Source organism: Cellulophaga sp. HaHaR_3_176 (assembly GCF_019021925.1).
Lineage (GTDB): Bacteria > Bacteroidota > Bacteroidia > Flavobacteriales > Flavobacteriaceae > Cellulophaga.
The window spans coordinates 3,451,643-3,471,508 of the sequence record NZ_CP058990.1; the positions used below are offsets into that span (position 1 = coordinate 3,451,643).

23 protein-coding genes are annotated in these 19,866 nt (G+C 31.2%); 12 read left to right on the plus strand and 11 right to left on the minus strand.

Annotated features, from left to right (window positions below; all coding sequences use genetic code 11):
* Nucleotides 1–91: 91 nt before the first annotated feature.
* From H0I23_RS15165 to H0I23_RS15175, 3 genes are all read left to right on the plus strand, one after another.
* The gene (locus tag H0I23_RS15165; RefSeq protein WP_216784128.1) at nt 92–511 is read left to right on the plus strand and encodes a hypothetical protein; all 420 of its coding nucleotides are present in this window, start codon (nt 92–94) and stop codon (nt 509–511) included.
* A 152-nt stretch (nt 512–663) separates the two neighbouring features.
* Nucleotides 664–1,008 (plus strand): hypothetical protein, encoded by a 345-nt coding sequence (locus tag H0I23_RS15170; RefSeq protein WP_216784129.1) that lies wholly within the window; start codon nt 664–666, stop codon nt 1,006–1,008.
* 110 nt (nt 1,009–1,118) lie between these two features.
* Nucleotides 1,119–1,805, plus strand: coding sequence for a GNAT family N-acetyltransferase (locus tag H0I23_RS15175; protein ID WP_216784130.1), 687 nt, complete (start codon nt 1,119–1,121; stop codon nt 1,803–1,805).
* A 96-nt stretch (nt 1,806–1,901) separates the two neighbouring features.
* Here the strand turns inward: H0I23_RS15175 and ablB are convergent, their stop codons facing one another.
* Genes ablB through H0I23_RS15200 form a run of 5 tightly spaced genes read right to left on the minus strand, consistent with a single transcriptional unit; the run spans nt 1,902 to nt 5,785 of the window.
* On the minus strand, nt 1,902–2,744 hold the full coding sequence (ablB, locus tag H0I23_RS15180) for a putative beta-lysine N-acetyltransferase (RefSeq protein ID WP_216784131.1): 843 nt from the start codon (nt 2,742–2,744) through the stop codon (nt 1,902–1,904).
* 24 nt (nt 2,745–2,768) lie between these two features.
* Nucleotides 2,769–3,968, minus strand: a complete 1,200-nt coding sequence (locus tag H0I23_RS15185) for a glutamate-5-semialdehyde dehydrogenase (RefSeq protein WP_216784132.1) — start codon at nt 3,966–3,968, stop codon at nt 2,769–2,771.
* 1 nt (nt 3,969) lies between these two features.
* The gene (gene proB / locus H0I23_RS15190) at nt 3,970–4,755 is read right to left on the minus strand and encodes a glutamate 5-kinase (RefSeq protein WP_216784133.1); all 786 of its coding nucleotides are present in this window, start codon (nt 4,753–4,755) and stop codon (nt 3,970–3,972) included.
* A complete protein-coding gene (gene proC, locus H0I23_RS15195; RefSeq protein ID WP_216784134.1) occupies nt 4,748–5,563 on the minus strand; it encodes a pyrroline-5-carboxylate reductase in 816 nt (271 codons plus the stop codon). Before proC ends, proB begins: the two co-directional genes overlap by 8 nt.
* A 30-nt stretch (nt 5,564–5,593) precedes the next feature.
* The gene (locus H0I23_RS15200; protein WP_216784135.1) at nt 5,594–5,785 is read right to left on the minus strand and encodes a hypothetical protein; all 192 of its coding nucleotides are present in this window, start codon (nt 5,783–5,785) and stop codon (nt 5,594–5,596) included.
* Nucleotides 5,786–6,047: 262 nt separating this feature from the next.
* Between H0I23_RS15200 and H0I23_RS15205 the strand changes: the two genes are divergently transcribed.
* From H0I23_RS15205 to H0I23_RS15220, 4 genes are all read left to right on the plus strand, one after another.
* A complete protein-coding gene (locus H0I23_RS15205) occupies nt 6,048–6,824 on the plus strand; it encodes an enoyl-CoA hydratase/isomerase family protein (protein ID WP_216784136.1) in 777 nt (258 codons plus the stop codon).
* Between the two features lie 38 nt (nt 6,825–6,862).
* Nucleotides 6,863–8,416, plus strand: coding sequence for a hypothetical protein (locus H0I23_RS15210; protein WP_216784137.1), 1,554 nt, complete (start codon nt 6,863–6,865; stop codon nt 8,414–8,416).
* A 78-nt stretch (nt 8,417–8,494) separates the two neighbouring features.
* Nucleotides 8,495–9,568, plus strand: coding sequence for a PA0069 family radical SAM protein (locus H0I23_RS15215; RefSeq protein ID WP_216784138.1), 1,074 nt, complete (start codon nt 8,495–8,497; stop codon nt 9,566–9,568).
* 74 nt (nt 9,569–9,642) lie between these two features.
* Nucleotides 9,643–10,350 (plus strand): DsbA family protein, encoded by a 708-nt coding sequence (locus H0I23_RS15220; protein WP_216784139.1) that lies wholly within the window; start codon nt 9,643–9,645, stop codon nt 10,348–10,350.
* A 103-nt stretch (nt 10,351–10,453) separates the two neighbouring features.
* Here the strand turns inward: H0I23_RS15220 and H0I23_RS15225 are convergent, their stop codons facing one another.
* The 3 genes from H0I23_RS15225 to H0I23_RS15235 form a co-directional block, all read right to left on the minus strand.
* Complete coding sequence (locus tag H0I23_RS15225) at nt 10,454–11,110, minus strand: HD domain-containing protein (RefSeq protein WP_216784140.1); 657 nt, start codon at nt 11,108–11,110, stop codon at nt 10,454–10,456.
* Nucleotides 11,111–11,842, minus strand: a complete 732-nt coding sequence (locus H0I23_RS15230) for a 1-acyl-sn-glycerol-3-phosphate acyltransferase (protein ID WP_216784141.1) — start codon at nt 11,840–11,842, stop codon at nt 11,111–11,113.
* Nucleotides 11,843–11,934: 92 nt separating this feature from the next.
* On the minus strand, nt 11,935–12,345 hold the full coding sequence (locus H0I23_RS15235; RefSeq protein ID WP_216784142.1) for a BrxA/BrxB family bacilliredoxin: 411 nt from the start codon (nt 12,343–12,345) through the stop codon (nt 11,935–11,937).
* A 141-nt stretch (nt 12,346–12,486) separates the two neighbouring features.
* On the opposite strand from H0I23_RS15235, the gene H0I23_RS15240 reads away from it, so the two are divergent.
* The 4 genes from H0I23_RS15240 (at nt 12,487) to H0I23_RS15255 (ending at nt 16,433) form a co-directional block, all read left to right on the plus strand.
* Nucleotides 12,487–13,224 (plus strand): TerB family tellurite resistance protein, encoded by a 738-nt coding sequence (locus H0I23_RS15240; protein WP_216784143.1) that lies wholly within the window; start codon nt 12,487–12,489, stop codon nt 13,222–13,224.
* 418 nt (nt 13,225–13,642) lie between these two features.
* The gene (locus H0I23_RS15245; protein WP_216784144.1) at nt 13,643–14,227 is read left to right on the plus strand and encodes a HupE/UreJ family protein; all 585 of its coding nucleotides are present in this window, start codon (nt 13,643–13,645) and stop codon (nt 14,225–14,227) included.
* Nucleotides 14,228–14,342: 115 nt separating this feature from the next.
* Entirely contained in the window at nt 14,343–14,780 is a 438-nt protein-coding gene (locus H0I23_RS15250; protein WP_216784145.1) for a dCMP deaminase family protein, read from the plus strand.
* A gap of 15 nt (nt 14,781–14,795) precedes the next feature.
* On the plus strand, nt 14,796–16,433 hold the full coding sequence (locus H0I23_RS15255; protein WP_216784146.1) for a S41 family peptidase: 1,638 nt from the start codon (nt 14,796–14,798) through the stop codon (nt 16,431–16,433).
* Here H0I23_RS15255 and H0I23_RS15260 read toward each other — a convergent pair whose 3' ends face one another.
* Both H0I23_RS15260 and H0I23_RS15265 read right to left on the minus strand, forming a co-directional pair.
* Nucleotides 16,434–16,637, minus strand: a complete 204-nt coding sequence (locus H0I23_RS15260) for a hypothetical protein (RefSeq protein WP_216784147.1) — start codon at nt 16,635–16,637, stop codon at nt 16,434–16,436.
* A gap of 18 nt (nt 16,638–16,655) precedes the next feature.
* On the minus strand, nt 16,656–17,234 hold the full coding sequence (locus H0I23_RS15265) for a MarC family protein (protein WP_216784148.1): 579 nt from the start codon (nt 17,232–17,234) through the stop codon (nt 16,656–16,658).
* A gap of 114 nt (nt 17,235–17,348) precedes the next feature.
* On the opposite strand from H0I23_RS15265, the gene H0I23_RS15270 reads away from it, so the two are divergent.
* Nucleotides 17,349–17,918 (plus strand): DUF3109 family protein, encoded by a 570-nt coding sequence (locus H0I23_RS15270; protein WP_216784149.1) that lies wholly within the window; start codon nt 17,349–17,351, stop codon nt 17,916–17,918.
* Here the strand turns inward: H0I23_RS15270 and H0I23_RS15275 are convergent.
* Complete coding sequence (locus H0I23_RS15275) at nt 17,911–19,860, minus strand: tetratricopeptide repeat protein (RefSeq protein WP_216784150.1); 1,950 nt, start codon at nt 19,858–19,860, stop codon at nt 17,911–17,913. The two genes, H0I23_RS15270 and H0I23_RS15275, sit on opposite strands and share 8 nt — an antisense overlap.
* Nucleotides 19,861–19,866: the final 6 nt, after the last annotated feature.

Consider the following 19,866-nt stretch of genomic DNA (forward strand, 5'->3'; position numbering starts at 1 on the left):
TTTTTTAACAAGCGAATATGTTGATTTTAAAGGATTCCTAATAATTTTACCTTTTGTAGTGGTTACATTAATTTTTCTAATGATTCATGTAATGGCACCAGTTAAGGAAATAGTGTTAGATCGTTTAAATGGTAAAATTACATACCCAAAAACGTTTATTGATAAAGAACATAGAACTATTGATTTTGATTCTTTACATGTATATAGAACCTTAACTACCTCTGGTGATTTTGCTATAACAGGTGAAAAAATATATATTAAAGACAGAAAATACAACTATACTTGGACTTTAGAAACTAATGAATGTTTAGAATACTGGAGTTTATATGTGTGGTATATGGAAAAAAACCGCCCTTTACCACCTGATACTGCTTTTGATGAATACCGCGAGAAAGATTTTGAAAGACGTAAAACAGAAGGTTTCCCTAAGCCTTTATATCCAAGCAATATACCTACACCTGAAGCTACAAAAGAACAACAAGCAGTACGCAGGAAAATTGGTGGGTGGTAGCTAAGCCAATCATGAGCAAGTCCTTATGTTTTAGGACAAGAATAGCTGTTAGTTGCCAATCATACTCTTTTAAGGTAGTTATAAACCCGATAGAGCAAGTAGCGGTGTCATCATTTTGTAATTTTAATATTCATAAATTAAAATAGGAACAGATGACTACAGATAATAAAAATGAATATAGGGATAAGGATTACGGTGGACTAGATAATACAGTGCAACAAAATCATGGTTTAGAGGAAGACGCTCAAAATACAGAATCAAGTAGGGAACCTGTTAATAACGGAGGTGTAGAGACATCAAACTTTGACTTAGAGTTAGAAGAGCAATGGTTAGCGGTACGTGATGAATACCTTGCACATTACCCTTATGTGTTAGACTCTGATACAAAATATGAAAAAGGAAGTTTTTATATTATAATTGAGAATTTAGCAAAAAGAACACAGCGTTCTCCTGAAGAAATTCACAATGAAATTTTGAATTGGAACTCCGATAAATAATAAAAGACTTCTAAAAAGAATAAGAGAAAGATTTTTTGGGTTCGAATAGAAGGTTTTGTTAAGAAAATCATTTTATCAATACCTATATTTGAACTCTATTATTTGTTTTCATGAGTCATTTTGAAGAAACATTAAAAAACCCTGTATGGTACTCGCTTAGCGAAACACATAAAAATTTTGTGGTAAACTATAATGGAGTTAAATTTTACGATCCGAAAGTTTGTCCTTTTGGAGCTTTTGTTGATGCCTTTACTACTGAAGAGGCTCTTGATGCTTACGCTATGGCATGTGATAGTTTTTTTTTAGTTTCCGAAACAGGTGTGCCCACTTTCAATAGTAATCGTGTTATTTTAGACCGTAAAATTGAAGGTTGCCAAATGGTGCTTAATTCGTTAATTGAAACTGTAATTTCAGAAACCATAGTACGGCTAACAACAGAGCATATTGATGATATTTATGATTTGGTATGGCTTGTAATGCCAGGCTATTATCGAAAAAGAACCTTTGAAATGGGTGAGTATTATGGAATATTTAAAGATGGAAAATTAGTTTCAGTTGCAGGGCAACGTATGCAAACTGATAATTTTATTGAAGTAAGTGCTGTAGTTACACACCCAGATTATATGCGAAAAGGATTAGCCAAACAATTGGTTTGCTACGTAACTCAGCAAATTTTAAAAAATAATAAGAAGCCCATTTTACACACTACAAAAGGAAATGCAGCAATACCAATGTATGAAAAACTTGGTTATAGTATAACCAGGGATATGAATTGGTGGTTTTTTCATAGAAAGTAAATTTTGACATATATAAATAAAAAGGAGTACATGTTTGTTATGAATATGCACTCCTCGTAATATATTTAAATTTAAAACCTACTACCGTCTGAAAATTTAATGAGTGTACCAAACATTCATACTCTCAAAATTATCACCGATTAGCGTATTTTTAAACAGGGTTCCTCCAAAAATAAAACCATGTTTACTAAATGTAATATTTAAGCCATATGAGGTGGCTCTAACGAAGGAGTATATGGTTTTAAAACCTCTTTTATTACTGTTTTGTTTGATTTCTTGAAGAATATAATACGACAAGTTTTGCCCTCTATAATTGGGGTGTGTAGCAAAATCTACTATTTCTATATTTGATTCGTTTTCATATATTTTTAAAATAGCAGAAACAATTAGTTTTCCTTCGTTAAAAAGGCCGTAGTATTCATGATTTTGTTCTGCTAATTCTAAAAGATATTTCTCGTCTTGTATAGGAAAAGAATATGTTTTAAATGATTTTTGATGCAACTCAGCAAGCATAGGTAAATCATTATTGCTTAACTTTCTTACACTAAAATTAGCAGGCAAATTCATATAGCCTTCTTCAGAAGAGCTTTTGGCTGCTTGAGCAATAGATTTTACTGTAGCAATAGTTTTTAATGCCTTTTCATCATTTTCTGAACGTTGCTTATTCAAGTATTCTGCTAAAAAATAACCAGATGTTTTGCCATTATATAAACCTGGTATTTTTGCCTCAACTTGGTAACCATTAGATTTAAATGTTTCTATAGCTTGTTCGGGAACTCTACTTAAAATTTTATCATATTTTTTATCATGAGCGATATGTTTCATTTTAGAAATAAGAGAATCCCAATTCGTTTCCTTCGACTCGGTCAAATAAATACGATTATGTGTTTCGCCATGGTGCAGAACGGCACCTTCTATTTTTTCTATGGTATCTAACATATTAATTTTATTTAGAATTTGAATTTATTCTCGAATTTGCCCATCACCAAAAACATAATATTTGTTGGTAACTAATTCATTTAAACCAAGCGGCCCTCTGTGGTGTAATTTATCTGTACTTATGGCTAATTCGGCACCAACACCCATTTGGCCACCATCAGTAAATCTAGTTGATGCATTCTGGTATACCGCAGCACAATCTACCTGTTCCATAAAAGTTTGTGCTTTCTCGTGGCTTTGAGTCATTATTGTTGCAGAATGACCTCCTGAGTTTTCGTTGATTTTAGCAATGGCATCATCAAGTGAGTTTACAGAGCCAATACAGCATTTCATGGCTAGAAATTCCTCTTTCCAAATAGAGTCATCACTGATTACAGGAGCATTTTTCAAAATATTTTTCACTTCAGAATCAACTAATATGGATACGCCGTTGTCCTTTAAGATAGCTTCTAAATCTTTCAATTTATCAGAATAATTATCAACCTCTGAGCTTATTAATATCTTATCAAGTGCGTTACATGCCGATATTTTATCAGTTTTAGCATTTAGGATTACTTTAATGCTTTTTTGCCAATCAGCATTTTTGTCAATAAATAAAAAATTATTTCCACGACCACTTACTAATACAGCACATTTTGCATGCTCTTTTACAAAAGCAATTAATTTATCACCACCTCTAGGTACAATTAAATCTAACTTTTGGGTAGGGTTTTTAAGAAACTCTTGCGTTTCTTGCCTGTTCATAGTTAGCAATTGAATATAGTCGGCTGATAAGTTGTGTTTTTCAAGAGCTCGGTGCCAAAATTGTACAAGCATTTTATTACTGTATAGGGCCTCTTTACCTCCTTTTAATAATATTTTATTATTGGCTTTAAAAGCAAGTACAGCAGCTTCAATTGTAACATCTGGTCGTGACTCATAAATAATCATTATTGTGCCAAAAGGAGCTGTTTTATTTATGATTTTCAATCCGTTTTGCAGCACTTCTTTCGAAATTTCTTTACTGACAGGGTCGTCTTGAGATTTTACTTTTGTTACGGCCAAAATCATCTCATCGATCTTTTTTTGATCAATAATAAGACGATCATACATCGCTTGGTCATTTTTATTAAATAGCTCTAAATCTTTTTTATTAGCTTCAAGTAATTGATCTCGATTCTCATCTAAAATTTGAATCATTGATGCTAATACATTGTTTTTTATATCTGTTGCTAATAACTTCATATTAATGTTTTATTTCTTCAAGGGCTACACGTGTCCCTACTTTTTTTCCTTCAATAATATCAATAATAGTGTGGTCTTTTTTTCCGTTGGCAATAAATGTCGGAATGTTTTTGGCTGCAGATTGTTGGGCATATTCTAATTTAGACCCCATTCCACCTCTTCCTTCAGCTTCTCCTTTTGCGTTATCTTGAATATATTTATTCAAGTTCTCATCAGGGTTTACATGATCAACAAGGTTACTGTTTTTAGCATCAGGATGTCCGTTGTAAAGGCCGTCAATGTCAGTTAGTATAATAAGTTTATCGGCATTTACTAATTCGGCAATAAGGCTGGCGAGTTCGTCATTATCAGAAAACATAGACATGGTTACAGATACGGCATCATCTTCATTTGCGATAGGAATTACACCTTCGGTAAGTAAACCTTCGTAACAATTTATCATGTTTTGACGGTGAACTCCAGGACTGAAATCTCTTTTAGTAGGGAGAACCTGGGCGCATTTCATACCATAATCACGAAAAATGTTATAATACAAACGCATCATTCTCGGTTGCCCAATCGCAGAATATACTTGTCTTTTTTGAGTTTTGTCTTTAATTTTAGATTTCCCTAAAACTTCCATCCCTGCAATTACAGAACCTGATGAGACTAGAATTGTAATAATACCTCTTTCATAAAGTTCAGCAATTTGTTTTACTAAATTTTTAAGAACAGGTCTAACAATCCTATTATCTTTGTTGGTCATTACGTTTGTACCGACCTTTATAACAATCTTTTGTTTATACATGTTGTTTTTCTTTACCAAGTTCAACGGCACGTTCAAAAGCAGCAAAAGCAGCTTCTTTTATTAATTCACCTACATTATTATCGTCCATCGAATTTAATGCGGCACGCGTGGTACCACCTTTACTCGCTACTTTTTCCATCCAAGAGTTTGGTGATAAAGTATTTTGATTAAAAAGTTCTATTGCTCCTGTAAACGTTTGAGCTACTAAAACTTTTGAAACATTTGCACTAAAACCCATTTGTAATGCAGCCTCCATCATACTTTGCATAAAGTAAAATACATAAGCCGGACCACTACCAGAGATACCTGTAGATGCATCAATGAAGTTTTCATCTTTCACCAAAATAGATTTACCAGTTGTATCTAATAAACTTTCAATGGTTAGTAATTCTATTCTTGAAACTTCAGGAGAAGCTACGTAAGATGTTAAGCCTTTACCAATTTGTGCTGGTAGATTAGGCATAGCACGTATAATTTTATCTAGGCCAGTTGTTTCTTTAATTGTACCGATTGTTACCCCAGCCATTATTGAAATCAATAATTGCCCTGGTTTTACCAAAGGATTTAATTTTTTAAATAAATCTTCTGCATGGTATGGTTTAACTGCGATAAATATAATATCAGCTTCAGGTACACAATCAACTAAGTTTCTGTAGGCATCAAAGTTTATCATTTGATTTACTTCCTCCATTTTTTCTTCAGAAGTATCAAGAACCATTATGTTCTCTTTTTTTAGAAGTTTTGATTTAGACATTCCTTTTGCGTAGGTAAGCCCCATATTTCCGGCTCCTATTACGAGTACTTTCATAATTTTTTTCTTAAGTAAAATATTTTAATGTTAAATAAAAAGCATACAATCTTCACAATCTTTAACCTCTCCATAATAAGTCTCTCTATATTTATGAAGTGTTTTAATTGGAAGACCTAAAAAGTATTGTTTTACATAGGTTACTTTAGTGTCAAGTCTCCCCATTTTTTGTGAATATCTTTGTTCTGTTTTTGTCTTTCTTTTGATGTATAATAACCTCATTTTTAATGTATTTTAATAGGGTAACATAAAAATTTATAACATTAAGACAAATTAGAGTTGTTAATGTTTTGTTATCGTAAGCTAAGGTGTTTTAGGGGTTGTTTGGTTGGCTTTATTTATATGTAGTGTTGGGGTTTATACTATTTTTAAGCTTGTAAGGACTTGTTAATAGGCTGCAGCGTGGATTAGAAAAATGTTTGGATAATTTTGTTGTTATACCACATAAAGATTTATAATTTTAAAAGAAATAAAAAAGAGTCTTATGAAATTTGAAACTATACTAGTAAAGCAGGTTGGTAATTTAGCAACCATAACAATAAATCGCCCAACTAAATTAAATGCTTTAAATAAAGCTACCATTAGTGAATTGCATGATGCTTTTAAGAATTTAAATAAAGATGAAACAGTAAAAGTTATTATTATTACGGGTAGTGGAGAAAAAGCATTTGTTGCAGGAGCTGATATTGCTGAGTTTTCTGATTTTTCAGAAAAAGAAGGAGGCAAGCTTGCTGCAAAAGGACAGAAAAAATTGTTTGATTATATCGAAAATTTATCGAAACCAGTAATTGCTGCAGTTAATGGTTTTGCACTGGGCGGTGGTTTAGAGCTAGCAATGGCATGCCATTTTAGAGTTGCCAGTGATAATGCGAAAATGGGTTTACCAGAAGTTTCATTAGGTGTTATACCTGGTTATGGAGGTACACAGCGTTTGCCACAGTTAATAGGTAAGGGTAGGGCAAATGAGATGATTATGACAGCGGGTATGATTGATGCTTCAAAAGCATTGTCTTACGGGTTGGTTAATTATTTGGTTCCGCAAGAAGAACTAATCCCTCTTTGTGAAAAATTAGCAGGTAAGATATCGAATAATTCATCAACAGCGATAAGTAATGCAATAAAAGCGGTAAATGCGGGTTTTAAAACTAATACAGATGGTTATAAAGAAGAAATTAAAGCCTTCGGTGATTGCTTTGGAACTCCACACTTTATTGAAGGATCAACAGCATTCTTAGAAAAAAGAAAGGCCGATTTTAAATAACTAGCTGTACGTAATAATAACCAAAAACCTACTTTACCATGCGCTACAGAAACATTTTACTTTTGTTTTTTTTCGCTTTCATTTCTTTTGTAAAAGCACAAGAAATACCTGTTTCTTATACTTTCGGCGAAAAATATAACGATAAGTATAAATATTCAAACCTACTAACGACCGCATCTGATGGCAATGGAGGCAGTATTTTAATACGGTCATATTTTACAGGCATCATTTTAAAACCAAGAGGGTATTATATAGAGCATTATAACTCTGATTTAGAATTGATTTCTGAATATAATTATAAACTAAGAGACTCAAATTATGTTGATGCTTTTGTTGTAAACGGAATTGTAAATCTGTTGTTTTTAGAATACAGTTACAGAACAAATTCATATGAATATGTTGTTCATAAGAGCCCTTTTGCTAATTTTAATTTTACAAAAGAAAAGATTTTATCAATAGAGTCAGATGCAGTAGAGCAACCATTAGATAGAAATTATTTCAATAGAAACTTTTCATCAGGATTTACAACAACAGTCCTTTTCAATAAAAAAAGAACGGCTTTTGCTATAAGCTCTCATCATAAAAAAAGAAGCGATAACAAGCATTTTATTTATGTTTTTAATACTTCTCTTGAAAAATTAATGGAGTTTGATTTTTCTAGTGAAATAGAAACAAAAAATTATGCTTTTGAAAACATGGAGACTTCTAATGATTTAAAAGAAGTGTATTTAACAGCAAAAGCATATTTTAAAAAGAAACGTTTTGCCGCAACAGAACGAAAATTTCAATATGAATTAGTACAGGTTACTAGTGATGGTGGTAAAGTGCAAGCTTTTAATGATCCGGGTAAGTTTCCTGAAGCTTTAAGCCCAATTGTAGTCGGTGATAAGTTAGTTTGTGTGGGTTTTTATGCAAATAGAAAAGATAATAGATATAATGGCATTGCTTACTTCGATGTAAATAAGAACACCATGGAAATAAATGATAAAAAGTATCATGCATTTTCAAACCAATTCATGCTAGATAAGTTTGGTAGAGATGAAAATAATGTAATAAAAAATTTAGTTTTTAAAGGTGTTGAGGTAACAAAAGACAAAAACATACTTTTTAATGCGGAAGAATATTTTGTAACATCTAGTATACAAAGAGACCCTACAGGTTCTAGTGTTAAAATAAGCAGGTATCATTATAATGATATTGTGAGTGTAAAATTGAATGCAGAAGGTGACATGGAATGGGCTCGAAACATTAATAAGTCAGAGGTTACTCAAGGAGACCCCGCATACACATCATACTGTTCATATACGAAAGGCTCTGATACTTTCTTTTTTATAAGTACGGCAAGTGAAAACCCTCAGCAATTGAGTGATGAGCGTATTATGTTTAAACAAGGTTTAGGTAGAAATAGAAATATTTTTGTTATAAAACTAGATGCTGAAGGCCGTATGAAATATGAAAAAGTAATAGATAATCAAGAAGCTAGACTACCACTTATGGTATCTATGCCTTTAATTGATACTGTTAATGATAAACTTGTTTTTTACGCAAAAAGAGGGGGTAAGAAGCAATTAGTAAAGGTGAAGTTTGATTAATTTCTTTATACGCATCTTTTAACATTAGTGAATAATTTAAATAGGATTTATTCCATATTTTTGGAATAAATCCAAAAATTGAATATAAACAAATTTATTAAAGGTAGAGGTGCTCAAGAAAATTTAACCAATAAATTTTCAGAGTTTAGGTATGAAACGCGAGATGATTTTTTAGAGTTTTGCCGTTTAGAAGGTGAAGATGCCGATAAAAATAAAACGCAATATCTACCCATTTTTCCTAAAACTATTATTAATAAGGTTGCCAGCCCTGATATCGGTATGGCATTTTCGATGAATCCTTATCAAGGTTGCGAACATGGTTGTATTTATTGTTATGCTCGCAATACTCACGAATTTTGGGGTTATAGTGCGGGGTTAGATTTTGAAAGAAAAATTCTGGTTAAAAAAGATGCTCCTAAACTTTTAGAAGAAAAACTTAAAAGTAAAAGGTGGCAAGCACAAACTATTGTGCTTTCAGGTAATACAGATTGTTACCAACCTGCTGAAAAAAAGTTTGAAATTACAAGAGCTTGTTTAAAACTTTTTTTAAAGTATAAACACCCAGTTGCAATTATTACTAAAAACAGCCTGATTTTACGTGATTTAGACATCTTATCTGAATTGGCGAAAGATAATTTAATAGGTGTAAATATATCTATAACATCTCTCTCTGAAGAAACTCGAAGAATTTTAGAACCTCGGACAGCTAGTATTAAAAAACGATTACAAACCATAAAAATACTTACAGAACATAATATTCCTGTAAATGCGATGCTGGCTCCAATCATACCAGGTATTAATAGTCATGAAATTATGAATTTAGCTAAGGCTGTGTCTGATAACGGAGCTCTATCTTTTGGTTTTACAGTAGTAAGGTTAAACGGCGCAATTGGACAAATATTTACGGATTGGATTAGAAAGTCTTTACCTGACAAGGCTGATAAGGTCTTACATCAAATTGAAGAGTGCCATAGCGGAAAGCTAAATGATAGTAGGTTTGGAACTAGAACCAGAGGGGATGGTAAAATAGCGACGCAAATTCATGATTTGGTTGCTTTAGCTAAAAGAATTCATTTTAAAAATAAAAGCTTTCCTAAATTAAATACAGGGTTACATGAGCAATTTAGAGATGGTCAGATAAAACTGTTTTGAATCTTAATAAAATTTAGTTTGTAAGGTTGTTTTGTTAATTACGTCTATATATACAGAAAACAAAATCGAAAATTATGCAAATAAGTATTTGGTCAGATATAAGATGCCCTTTTTGCTATATCGGAAAAAGGAAATTTGAGGCTGCTCTTGCAAAGTTTCCATATAAAGATGAAATCACGGTAGCGTGGAAAAGTTTCGAGTTAGACCCTAATATGCAAACTAGAACAGATATAAGTTCTATTGAGCAATTTATGGAATCGAAAGGTGTAGATCGTGATTCAGCAGAAGGAATGTTTGAGAACGTTACAACTATGGCAGCTGAAGTTGGATTAAAATTTCAAATAGATAAAATAGTTCCTGCGAATTCATTAAATGCACATCGCTTACTTCATTTTGCTAAAAAGCAAGGTGTAGTTGATACGTTTAAAGAAGCTTTATTACAAGCTCATTTAGAGCAAGGTAAAAATATAGATGACACTAATTTTTTAATTGAAATAGCAACAATTAATGGATTAGATGGTAACGCAGTAAAAGAAATGCTTGCATCTGATGATTATACATATGATGTTCGTCAAGATGAGATGGAGGCTAGAAATTTAGGTGTGAATGGAGTTCCATTTTTTGTGTTAGATAAAAAATATGGAATATCTGGAGCACAACCAGTAGAGGTGTTTTCAGAAGCTTTAGAAAAAGCTTGGGAAAAACATAATAAAGAAAAGTTAACCGTATTAAAAACTAGTAATGCAGGTGGATCATGTGACGTTAATGGTAATTGTGACTAATTATTTCTTAACTTGAATTAGAGAAAAAGGCTTGGTAATTTTACTAAGCCTTTTTTGTTTTTAAAACTATTTTAATTATAAAATTGATATTATTAAATATGTTTTAAGGGTTCCACTCTTTATAAAATTGCTCTAAATAAGCAATCATAAAATCATGTCTTTCTTGAGCCAACTTTTTTCCAGTAGTAGTATTCATCTTATCTTTTAAAAGCAATAATTTTTCATAAAAATGATTTATAGTTGGAGCCGAAGATTTTTTGTACTCTTCTTTATTCATCTTTAAATTAGGTGCAATATCAGGGTTGTATAATTCCCTATTTTTAAAACCACCGTAATTAAATGCACGTGCTATACCTATAGCACCAATAGCATCTAAACGATCAGCATCTTGTATTATTTGTAATTCTTTAGAATTGAATTTCTCTTCAGAAAGCTCTAGACTTTTATTAAAAGATATGTTTTCAATAATTTTAATTACATGTTTGATTATTGTAATGTCAATTTCTAATGATGATAGAAAATCAGACGCTACTTTCGGACCGATAGTTTCATCTCCATCATGAAATTTTGAATCAGCAATATCGTGTAATAAAGCGCCTAAGCTGACAACCAAAACATCAATATCTTTTTCATCTTTAGCTATAAAAAGCGAACTTTTAAAAACACGCTGAATATGAAACCAGTCGTGACCTCCTTCTGCTCCATGTAATGTTTCTTTTACAAATGCAATTGTTTCTTCTACAATAGTTGTGTTGGTCATTTAAATATATACTCCGTTGGTTATTACTTTTTCTATTTGAACGATTAGTTCATCAATATCACCTCTGTTTTCTATAGGTTGATGCACATCTAAGGTAATATGGCTCCCTAATCCATTAGGGAATTTCCCGTAGCGAAGGGTTTTCCAAGAATTATTAATGCTAATAGGAACGATTAATGCGGAAGGTGCATTTTTCATTAACAACTTTAATCCTGTAGTTTGAAAAGGCTTAGGTTGCCCTGTTCTACTTCTTGTCCCTTCAGGAAAAATTACAGCACTCCTTTGATGGGTTTCTATATACTTACCAAGTTTTATTATCTGGCTAAGTGCTTGCTTACTATCTTTACGATCTATTAAAACAGAACCTCCATGTACAAGGTTGTAAGAAACGCTAGGAATACCTTTTCCTAGTTCTATTTTACTAACAAATTTTGGATGATTTTTGCGCATCCACCAGATTATAGGCGGAATGTCTAACATACTCTGATGATTTGCTACAATTATCAAAGGACGATTTGTGGGCAACGTGTATGAATTATTAAAACTAAATCTAGTACCAATAATATGAGAGCATCTCATTAAAGTTAAGTTCAGGATACTCACTACTCTTTTTAGCGCAGGATAACCAAATAGGTTATTAGCGAGCCACTGTATAGGATGAAAAAATAAAAGTGTTAACCCAAAACAAATAAGGTAGAATGCACTTAAAGGATATGCTATTAATTTCTGCATTCTACAAAAGTAAAAAACCGCTCTTTTTAAAGGAGCGGTTTTATTAATTATTTTTTACTTCTATTTCTAGAAGCTGAAATGGTGAATTTTAATTAACAAAATTCATCATAAGCAGACATTAAATTTTCAGCAATAATTTCAGCTGGTCTACCTTCAATATGGTGTCTTTCAATCATATGAACTAACTCTCCGTTTTTAAACAAAGCCATACTTGGCGATGATGGAGGAAAAGGAACCATTAAACTTCTTGCTTTATCAACAGCTTCAAAATCAACGCCAGCAAAAACAGTAACAATATGATCTGGTTTTTTACTGTTTGTTAAGCTAAACTTAGCAGCAGGTCTTGCATTTGCGGCAGCACAGCCACAAACAGAGTTTACAACTACTAAAGTTGTTCCGTCGGCGCTTACTGCTTTTTCAACTGCTTCAGCTGTATGTAATTCTTCAAACCCAGCAGATGCTAGGTCTTCTCTCATCGGTTTTACTAATTCTGCAGGATACATAATTTTATTTTTTTAGATGTGTAATTTATTATAGTTTCTCAAAGGTAACCAATTTGTCGTAGTTCTTTTCTAACCCTTAACTTTTCATTAGAGTATTTTTTTGAATTTGATTATTATATCTTTGACAAAAATATTTTTTAAATGATTAAATGGGGTGCGGCTATATTGGGATTTTATCTTTTTCGTTTTCCTGGGGCGATTTTAGGATTTATAGTTGGTAGTTTTATTGATAACCTTAGTAGTAAATCTGGGGGTTTTAAATCTGCTTTTGATGATGCAAGAAGACAATCAGTTTCTCCTGCAGATTTTGAGCTAAATTTATTATCACTTTGCTCTTTAGTTATCAAAGCAGATGGTAAGGTAAGTCAAAGTGAAATGGACTATGTACAACGCTATTTTGTCGGTACATATGGTAAGGAAAAAGCAAATGCTATTTTTAGAACTTTTAATGAAGTTATAAAAAAACAAGAGGTGTCAGCTCAGCGTATTTGTGAATATATGAACCAGCGAACTAGACCAGAAGTTCGTTTACAGTTAATACATTTTTTATTCGGAATTGCTCAAGCAGATGGATCAGTAAGTGCTGCTGAAATTAATAAAATTGAAGAAATTGCTAGATATCTTAAAATAGGGCGTAGTGCATTTGAAAGTGTAAAAGCAATGTTTATTAAATCAGCAGATAACGCATATAAAATTCTAGAAATAGAAAAGTCTGTAAGTAATGATGAACTTAAAAAAGCGTACAGAACAATGGCTAAAAAATACCATCCAGATAGAGTAAATACAGAAAACGAAGCTATTAAAAAAGGGGCTGAAGAAAAGTTCAAAGAGGTGCAAATAGCTTACGAAACTATACAGAAAGAACGTGGTATAAACTAACATGAGACTTCTTTTTTGTAGTTTAGTTTAAACCAGCTTAATGTTCATGTTATAGATATGTTTCTGATGATTAAACAAGCTTATTAAGTTATGAAATAAATTATTTTAGATAGGCCTCCAAAAATTTCACCTACATGTATAGATATAATCGTTCTTCCAATTTTCATTAAGTATATTTTCAGATATATCATTACCAAAATATCAACAGCAACTTTAAAATAATTTGTGTTATCGTTTTTTAAAGGCTAAACAAGTGTTGTTTTGGCAGAATATTAGGTGTTAACGATGTAGGTTATATATAATATATAGACTGCTTTATAGCTATTAAATTTTAGATGAAAGCGATAAAAGTATGCTTTTTGTAATCTTTTTGTAATTGAATATTTATTGTAATTTTGTGATCTTTATAATTAACGGTATGTCAGATTTTTGGTTTTATGTTAAGCTTGGTCTAAATCATGTTTTAGATTTATCTGCTTATGATCATATTTTATTTTTAGCGGTATTAGCTATTCCTTTTACTTTTAAATCATGGAAAAAAATAGTTTTACTTGCAACTGTTTTTACCATCGCACATTGTACTTCTCTTGCCTTGTCTACTTATAATTTAATTGTTTTAAATGTTACGTATATCGAATTTTTAATTCCGGTTACAATATTAATTACAGCTATTTTTAACATTGTATACGCTCAGTCTAAAATTGAAGATAAAAGCTTGGTTGTGCATACCATTGCCACTGTGTTTTTTGGTTTGATACACGGTTTTGGTTTTTCAAACTATTTTAAAATGCTAATGTCTGAAGAGACAAATAAAATAGGCCCTTTATTTGGTTTTGCGACAGGTATAGAGTTATCTCAAGTAACTATTATTTTATTAGTGTTGTGCATTGCCTACATACTTCAGGCTATTTTAAAAGTTAAGCAAAAGCTATTTATAACAATTACATCAATTGTCGTGCTTTTAATTACAATACCTATACTTATTGATACTTTTCCATTTTAATTACAACTAAAAATTAACTGATTACGGTTGTTGGTCCATTTAAAAGCAGGTATCTTAGTGGCTTACTTTTTAAACCTCATAACTATCTGATAGTTAGGTTTAAGAAATTTAATGTATGAGAGATTTAAAACAAGAAAAATACGATAAGGCCTATTTAAGAATGGCTAGCGAATGGGGTAAGTTATCTTTTTGTGAAAGAAAGCAAGTCGGTGCAATTATTGTTAAAGATAGAATGATAATATCTGACGGATATAATGGTACACCTACTGGTTTTGAAAACCATTGCGAAGATGAAGATGGGTATACAAAATGGTATGTTTTACATGCTGAAGCTAATGCGATATCTAAAGTAGCATCTTCTACACAGTCTTGTAATGAAGCAACGTTATATATAACTTTATCACCATGTAAAGAGTGTAGCAAGTTAATACACCAGTCTGGGATAAAACGCGTTGTATATCAAAATGCATATAAAGATGACTCCGGGCTTAAATTTTTAGAAAAAGCTGGTGTGGAACTTATTCACCTTTCTAAAATCGAAGTCAATTCTTAATTGATATAAATCTAAATGAAGAAAAAACAACAGTATTTATGGCCAATCGTATTCGCTTTTGCAATGGCATTAGGTGTTTTTATTGGTGGTAAGCTTCATTTTAATGATACTCCAGAAAAACTTTTTTCTACAAATTCAAAGAAAGATAAACTTAATCGGTTGATTGATTATATCGATTATGAGTATGTAGATGATATAAATACAGATAGTATTGTTGATGTAGCGGTAAACAATATTTTAGATAAATTAGATCCTCATTCTGTTTATATTCCTAAAAAAGATATGGCAAAAGTCTCTGAAAGTATGAAGGGTGATTTTGTCGGTATAGGAATTAGTTTTTTTATGAAAAATGATACTATATCTGTTGTTAGAACAATAGAAGATGGCCCTAGTTTTAATAAAGGTATAAAGGGTGGTGATCGTATTTTAATGGCTGATAAGGATACGTTATTTGGTAAAAACATGCCAAATACGGTAATTATAGATAAACTTAAAGGTAAAAAGGGAACCCCTATAAAGCTTAAAGTGTATAGAAAACAAGATAGTACCTTTTTTTCTGTAACAATTAAAAGAGATAAAATACCATTAAAAAGCGTAGAAGCAGCATATATGTTGACAGCTGTAATGGGCTATATAAAAGTAAATAGATTTGCAGAGTCTACATTTGATGAGTTTAAAACGGCACTAACTACACTGCAAAAACAAGGAGCTAAAAAGTTAACATTAGATTTAAGAGATAACCCAGGTGGCTACCTAGGAATTGCTGAGAAAATGGCAGATGAATTTTTGCAAGATGGAAAATTAATATTATTTACAAAAAACAAAAAAGGCCAGATAGATAAAGCTTTTGCTACAAAAAAAGGGTCTTTTGAAGATAAACCTATTTATGTTTTAATTAATGAAAGGTCAGCATCTGCAAGTGAAATTATTGCAGGAGCTTTACAAGATAATGATATAGGAACTATTGTAGGTAGGCGATCTTTTGGTAAAGGCTTGGTGCAGAGAGAAATGGAATTGGGAGACGGTTCTGCTGTTCGTTTAACAATATCTCGATACTACACACCAACTGGGCGGTCTATTCAAAAAGATTATACGAAGGGAAATAAAGATTATTATCAAAAATATACTGATAGGTATGCTAGTGGGGAGTTGGTTTCTGTAGACAGTATTAAAGTGGCAGATTCTTTAAAGTTTACAACGCCTAAGGGTAAAGTGGTATATGGCGGTGGCGGTATAATACCAGATGTTTTTGTGCCTATTGGCGATTATGAAGAGGAGGCTATAAGCTCTTTAGAGAGTGGAGGTATAATGTCTAGATTTGCTTTTAACCACTTGGAAGAAGATAGAAATAGATATGTGGATTATATTGAAAAAGATTTCATCAATAATTTTAGAGTAGATGATGTTTTGTTTGAAAAATTCATCAACTATATGGAAGATTTTGAAAACCAGGGCTTAGCCAATCTTCGATATTATAAATATGAAGACAAGATAAAGATTTATATAAAAGCTTCAATAGCTGAACAATTGTTTAGTCCAAATATATATGCCCTTATAAAAGGTAAAGATGATGCTGTAATTTTAAAAGTTTTAGAATTAGACAACTTAACATCTGATAAAAAAGTACTAAAAGAAAACGTTGAAAACGATTAACTAGTTGTCTTTAATTTTTTGCTGAATTTTTTTAGAAAGCATAAATAAAACTAAAAGAACAATAGCACATAAAGATGCTACAATGCCTATTAAGGCAATAATACTATCACCTTCAAATAAATTATCAATATTTAAGTGGGTAGTGTTGTAAGCAATCAAAGCAACCGCAATCAATATTAATACACTTGTTATAACTTTATTCATATTTTGTATTTTTTTATATTAAAAAAGCTGATTAATGTTTGCTGCAAATAACTTAACAGCAATGGCTAATAAAATTACACCAAAAACTTTTCTAATTACATTAAGGCCACCTTGACCAAGTATTTTTTCTATTTGTTTTGATGATATTAGAACCACATAAACAAATATAATATTGATAATTATGGCTATTATTATGTTTTCTACTCTGTATTCTGCTCGTAAAGATAGTAAAGAAGTCATTGTTCCTGCGCCAGCAATTAAAGGAAAGGCAATTGGAACAACTGAAGCACTTTCAGGGGCATCGTCTTTATAAAGGGTAATGCCTAATATCATTTCTATAGCTAAGAAAAATATAATAAAAGCACCTGCTACTGCAAATGAATTAACATCAATACCAATTAAGTTAAGTATTTCATCACCAACAAACAAAAAAGCAACCATTATAACAGCAGCAACAATCGATGCTTTTTCTGATTGAATATGTCCTACTTTATTTCGTAAACCAATAATAATCGGGATACTTCCTAAAATATCTATTACAGCAAAAAGAACCATAGTTGCTGTGGCAATTTCCTTAAAATTAAATTGTAAATCCATATTGAAAAAAATTCAGTGCAAATTTACGTTTTAATTCAGTTTTGTGAAGTTTTAGTGAAAAATAAAATTTTGATTATCACTAGATAGGGTATCTTTGCGATAATTTTATAGTATATGTTTCAGATTGGAAAAACGCTTATCTCAGAAGAGATTATTGAAAATGATTTTGTTTGTAATTTAACTGCGTGTAAAGGTGCATGTTGCGTAGATGGCGATGCTGGAGCTCCGTTAGATGATAGAGAAACAGAAATTTTAGTAGATATTTATAATGATGTTAAGCCTTTTTTGCGAGCAGAAGGAATTAAAGTAATAGAAGAAGAAGGTGCATTTGTAAAAGGAGAAGATGGTGAGTGGGAAACTCCTTTGGTAAATGGTAGTGAATGTGCATATGTTACTTTTTCTGACAAAGGAATTACTAAATGTGGTTTAGAAGAAGCATATAATGCGGGAGCTACTAAATGGAAAAAACCAGTTTCATGCCATATGTATCCAGTGCGTATTAGAGAGTATTCTGAGTTTACTGCGGTTAACTATCATAAGTGGGAAATATGCGATGCAGCTTGTTCTTTAGGAGAAGAATTAAAAGTACCAGTTTATAAATTTGTAAAAGAAGCGCTGATCCGTAAATTCGGAGAAGAATGGTATGTAGAACTAGAAAAAGTGGCTGAAAATTTGCCTAAATAGTAGGTATCGTAATTAAAACCTTTGTTCCGATAGGTTTTTTTTCTGCATCAAATAAATCAATCATTTTAACTTCAAAAGTATTTTGATAGTCTTTAGAGAAGTTCTCTAATCGTTCTTTTGTAATATCTATTCCAATCGATTTTCTTTTTAAGACCTTATTTTTCTTTATAACTTCAGAAGCATCTCTCCCTATTCCATTATCGGTTATGCAAATGGTGTTGAAGTAATCATTCTTTTTTAAAATATCTATTTTTATACTTTTATTGTCTTTTTTAGATGATAAGCCATGCCAAATAGCATTTTCTAAAAAAGGTTGTAAAATTAGAGAAGGAATTTTGATGGCATGTATATCTAAACCTTCTTCAATATTTATTTCAAAATCTATTTCGTTTGAAAAACGTATGTTTTCAATATTCATATATAATTCAACCGTTTCTAATTCTTCGGCTAGCGATATTTCTTTTAATGAAGATGCTTCTAATATTTTGCGCACTAGTTTTGAGAATTTGTTGAGGTAGTAAACCGCATTCTTTTTTTCGTTATTTATAATGTATAATTTGATTGAGTTTAATGAGTTGAATAAAAAATGTGGATTCATTTGACTTCTAAGCATACTCTGCTCCAGAGTTAATAATTTTTTTTCACTCTTTAATTGAAACTGACGATACAAGATGTAAAGTATTAAAGCTAGTAATGATAATAATAATGCCCCAATAAGTATGGTGTTTTCATTTCTTTTAAGCTTTATTCTTACCAGTTCATTTTCTTTCGCAAGTATCGCTATCTGATTGTTTTTTTTCTCAGTGTCATATTTAAAAAGAATGTCATTAACATATCTAATATTTGTTTCGTTAGCTAAATTTTCTTCTATATTTTTCGATTCTTTAAAGTAAAATAATGATTTTTCGTACTCTTTTTTTTTGGAATATAATTCAGATAATAATTTATAACCTATAGCCTGGGTTCCTTGTAGTTTATGTTTAGACGCTAATTGAACTCCTTCAAATAAATTTGCTTCTGATTGTTCATATTGCTGTAAATCCATTAAAGTCCAGCCAGTATTTATGAGTACAATAGAGGTTAAATAGTTATCACCTAATTTTTTTGCCTTTTTTAATGTTGGTATAAGTATATTATAAGCTTGTGTATTTTTCTTTTGCTTTATGTATACTTGGGCTATACTGTTATGGCATATAATCCGCCCCATTTCATTATCCATCTCTTCATTAAGTGCTAATGATTTTCTATAATAATTTAGAGCTAGATCTAAATTGTTTAATTCTTCATAACATTCGCCAACATTTTGGTTGTTAATGGCTAGGCCAAGTCTGTTATGAAGATTGTTTTCTGAATTAAGTGATTTGTTGAATTTTTCAATTGCTAAATCATATTGTTTTAAACTTTGATATATATTTCCAATACCATTAAGAGAAATGTTTATACTTCTTTGTAATCCGATTGATGGGTTTTTTTCGGTTTCAGCTAGTTCTAATGCTTCTTGGGCGTAATCTAGTGCTGTTTTAATAGCATCCATCCTTCTGTAAACAACACTAAGCATGTTTAAGCTAAATACTTTTAGTTCTAGGTTGTTTGCTTCGTCAGCTTTTTCTAAAGCTAATTTATGGTATTTAATAGCTTTGTTGTATCGTGATATATTACGATATTTAGTACCTAATTGGTTTAGTGCATAGCATTGTCCTGAGAGGTATTTTTTGAGTGCAGCGACATCAGAAAAATACTTCATTAAAATAGTATCTGATTTTGAAGATCCCATCACAGAATTTATACCGATGTATGTTTCTGGTTTGTTATGTATTATGCTATCTACCTTTTTTTTGAAGCTATTAGAGATTTCTTGAGAGCTAATAAAATTAAAAGAAAATAAAAAAACCAATAAATATAATCGAAGTTGTATAATGTATCGTTTACTTGGTTGATGCATGTTTTT

What these genes read in the sequence shown, in the direction of transcription:
- H0I23_RS15165 (WP_216784128.1), top strand. Translation starts at nt 92, where the DNA reads ATGGCACCAGTTAAGGAAATAGTGTTAGATCGTTTAAATGGTAAAATT.
- H0I23_RS15170 (WP_216784129.1), top strand. Translation starts at nt 664, where the DNA reads ATGACTACAGATAATAAAAATGAATATAGGGATAAGGATTACGGTGGA.
- H0I23_RS15175 (WP_216784130.1), top strand. Translation starts at nt 1,119, where the DNA reads ATGAGTCATTTTGAAGAAACATTAAAAAACCCTGTATGGTACTCGCTT.
- ablB (WP_216784131.1), bottom strand. Translation starts at nt 2,744, where the DNA reads ATGTTAGATACCATAGAAAAAATAGAAGGTGCCGTTCTGCACCATGGC.
- H0I23_RS15185 (WP_216784132.1), bottom strand. Translation starts at nt 3,968, where the DNA reads ATGAAGTTATTAGCAACAGATATAAAAAACAATGTATTAGCATCAATG.
- proB (WP_216784133.1), bottom strand. Translation starts at nt 4,755, where the DNA reads ATGTATAAACAAAAGATTGTTATAAAGGTCGGTACAAACGTAATGACC.
- proC (WP_216784134.1), bottom strand. Translation starts at nt 5,563, where the DNA reads ATGAAAGTACTCGTAATAGGAGCCGGAAATATGGGGCTTACCTACGCA.
- H0I23_RS15200 (WP_216784135.1), bottom strand. Translation starts at nt 5,785, where the DNA reads ATGAGGTTATTATACATCAAAAGAAAGACAAAAACAGAACAAAGATAT.
- H0I23_RS15205 (WP_216784136.1), top strand. Translation starts at nt 6,048, where the DNA reads ATGAAATTTGAAACTATACTAGTAAAGCAGGTTGGTAATTTAGCAACC.
- H0I23_RS15210 (WP_216784137.1), top strand. Translation starts at nt 6,863, where the DNA reads ATGCGCTACAGAAACATTTTACTTTTGTTTTTTTTCGCTTTCATTTCT.
- H0I23_RS15220 (WP_216784139.1), top strand. Translation starts at nt 9,643, where the DNA reads ATGCAAATAAGTATTTGGTCAGATATAAGATGCCCTTTTTGCTATATC.
- H0I23_RS15225 (WP_216784140.1), bottom strand. Translation starts at nt 11,110, where the DNA reads ATGACCAACACAACTATTGTAGAAGAAACAATTGCATTTGTAAAAGAA.
- H0I23_RS15230 (WP_216784141.1), bottom strand. Translation starts at nt 11,842, where the DNA reads ATGCAGAAATTAATAGCATATCCTTTAAGTGCATTCTACCTTATTTGT.
- H0I23_RS15235 (WP_216784142.1), bottom strand. Translation starts at nt 12,345, where the DNA reads ATGTATCCTGCAGAATTAGTAAAACCGATGAGAGAAGACCTAGCATCT.
- H0I23_RS15240 (WP_216784143.1), top strand. Translation starts at nt 12,487, where the DNA reads ATGATTAAATGGGGTGCGGCTATATTGGGATTTTATCTTTTTCGTTTT.
- H0I23_RS15245 (WP_216784144.1), top strand. Translation starts at nt 13,643, where the DNA reads ATGTCAGATTTTTGGTTTTATGTTAAGCTTGGTCTAAATCATGTTTTA.
- H0I23_RS15250 (WP_216784145.1), top strand. Translation starts at nt 14,343, where the DNA reads ATGAGAGATTTAAAACAAGAAAAATACGATAAGGCCTATTTAAGAATG.
- H0I23_RS15255 (WP_216784146.1), top strand. Translation starts at nt 14,796, where the DNA reads ATGAAGAAAAAACAACAGTATTTATGGCCAATCGTATTCGCTTTTGCA.
- H0I23_RS15260 (WP_216784147.1), bottom strand. Translation starts at nt 16,637, where the DNA reads ATGAATAAAGTTATAACAAGTGTATTAATATTGATTGCGGTTGCTTTG.
- H0I23_RS15265 (WP_216784148.1), bottom strand. Translation starts at nt 17,234, where the DNA reads ATGGATTTACAATTTAATTTTAAGGAAATTGCCACAGCAACTATGGTT.
- H0I23_RS15270 (WP_216784149.1), top strand. Translation starts at nt 17,349, where the DNA reads ATGTTTCAGATTGGAAAAACGCTTATCTCAGAAGAGATTATTGAAAAT.
- H0I23_RS15275 (WP_216784150.1), bottom strand. Translation starts at nt 19,860, where the DNA reads ATGCATCAACCAAGTAAACGATACATTATACAACTTCGATTATATTTA.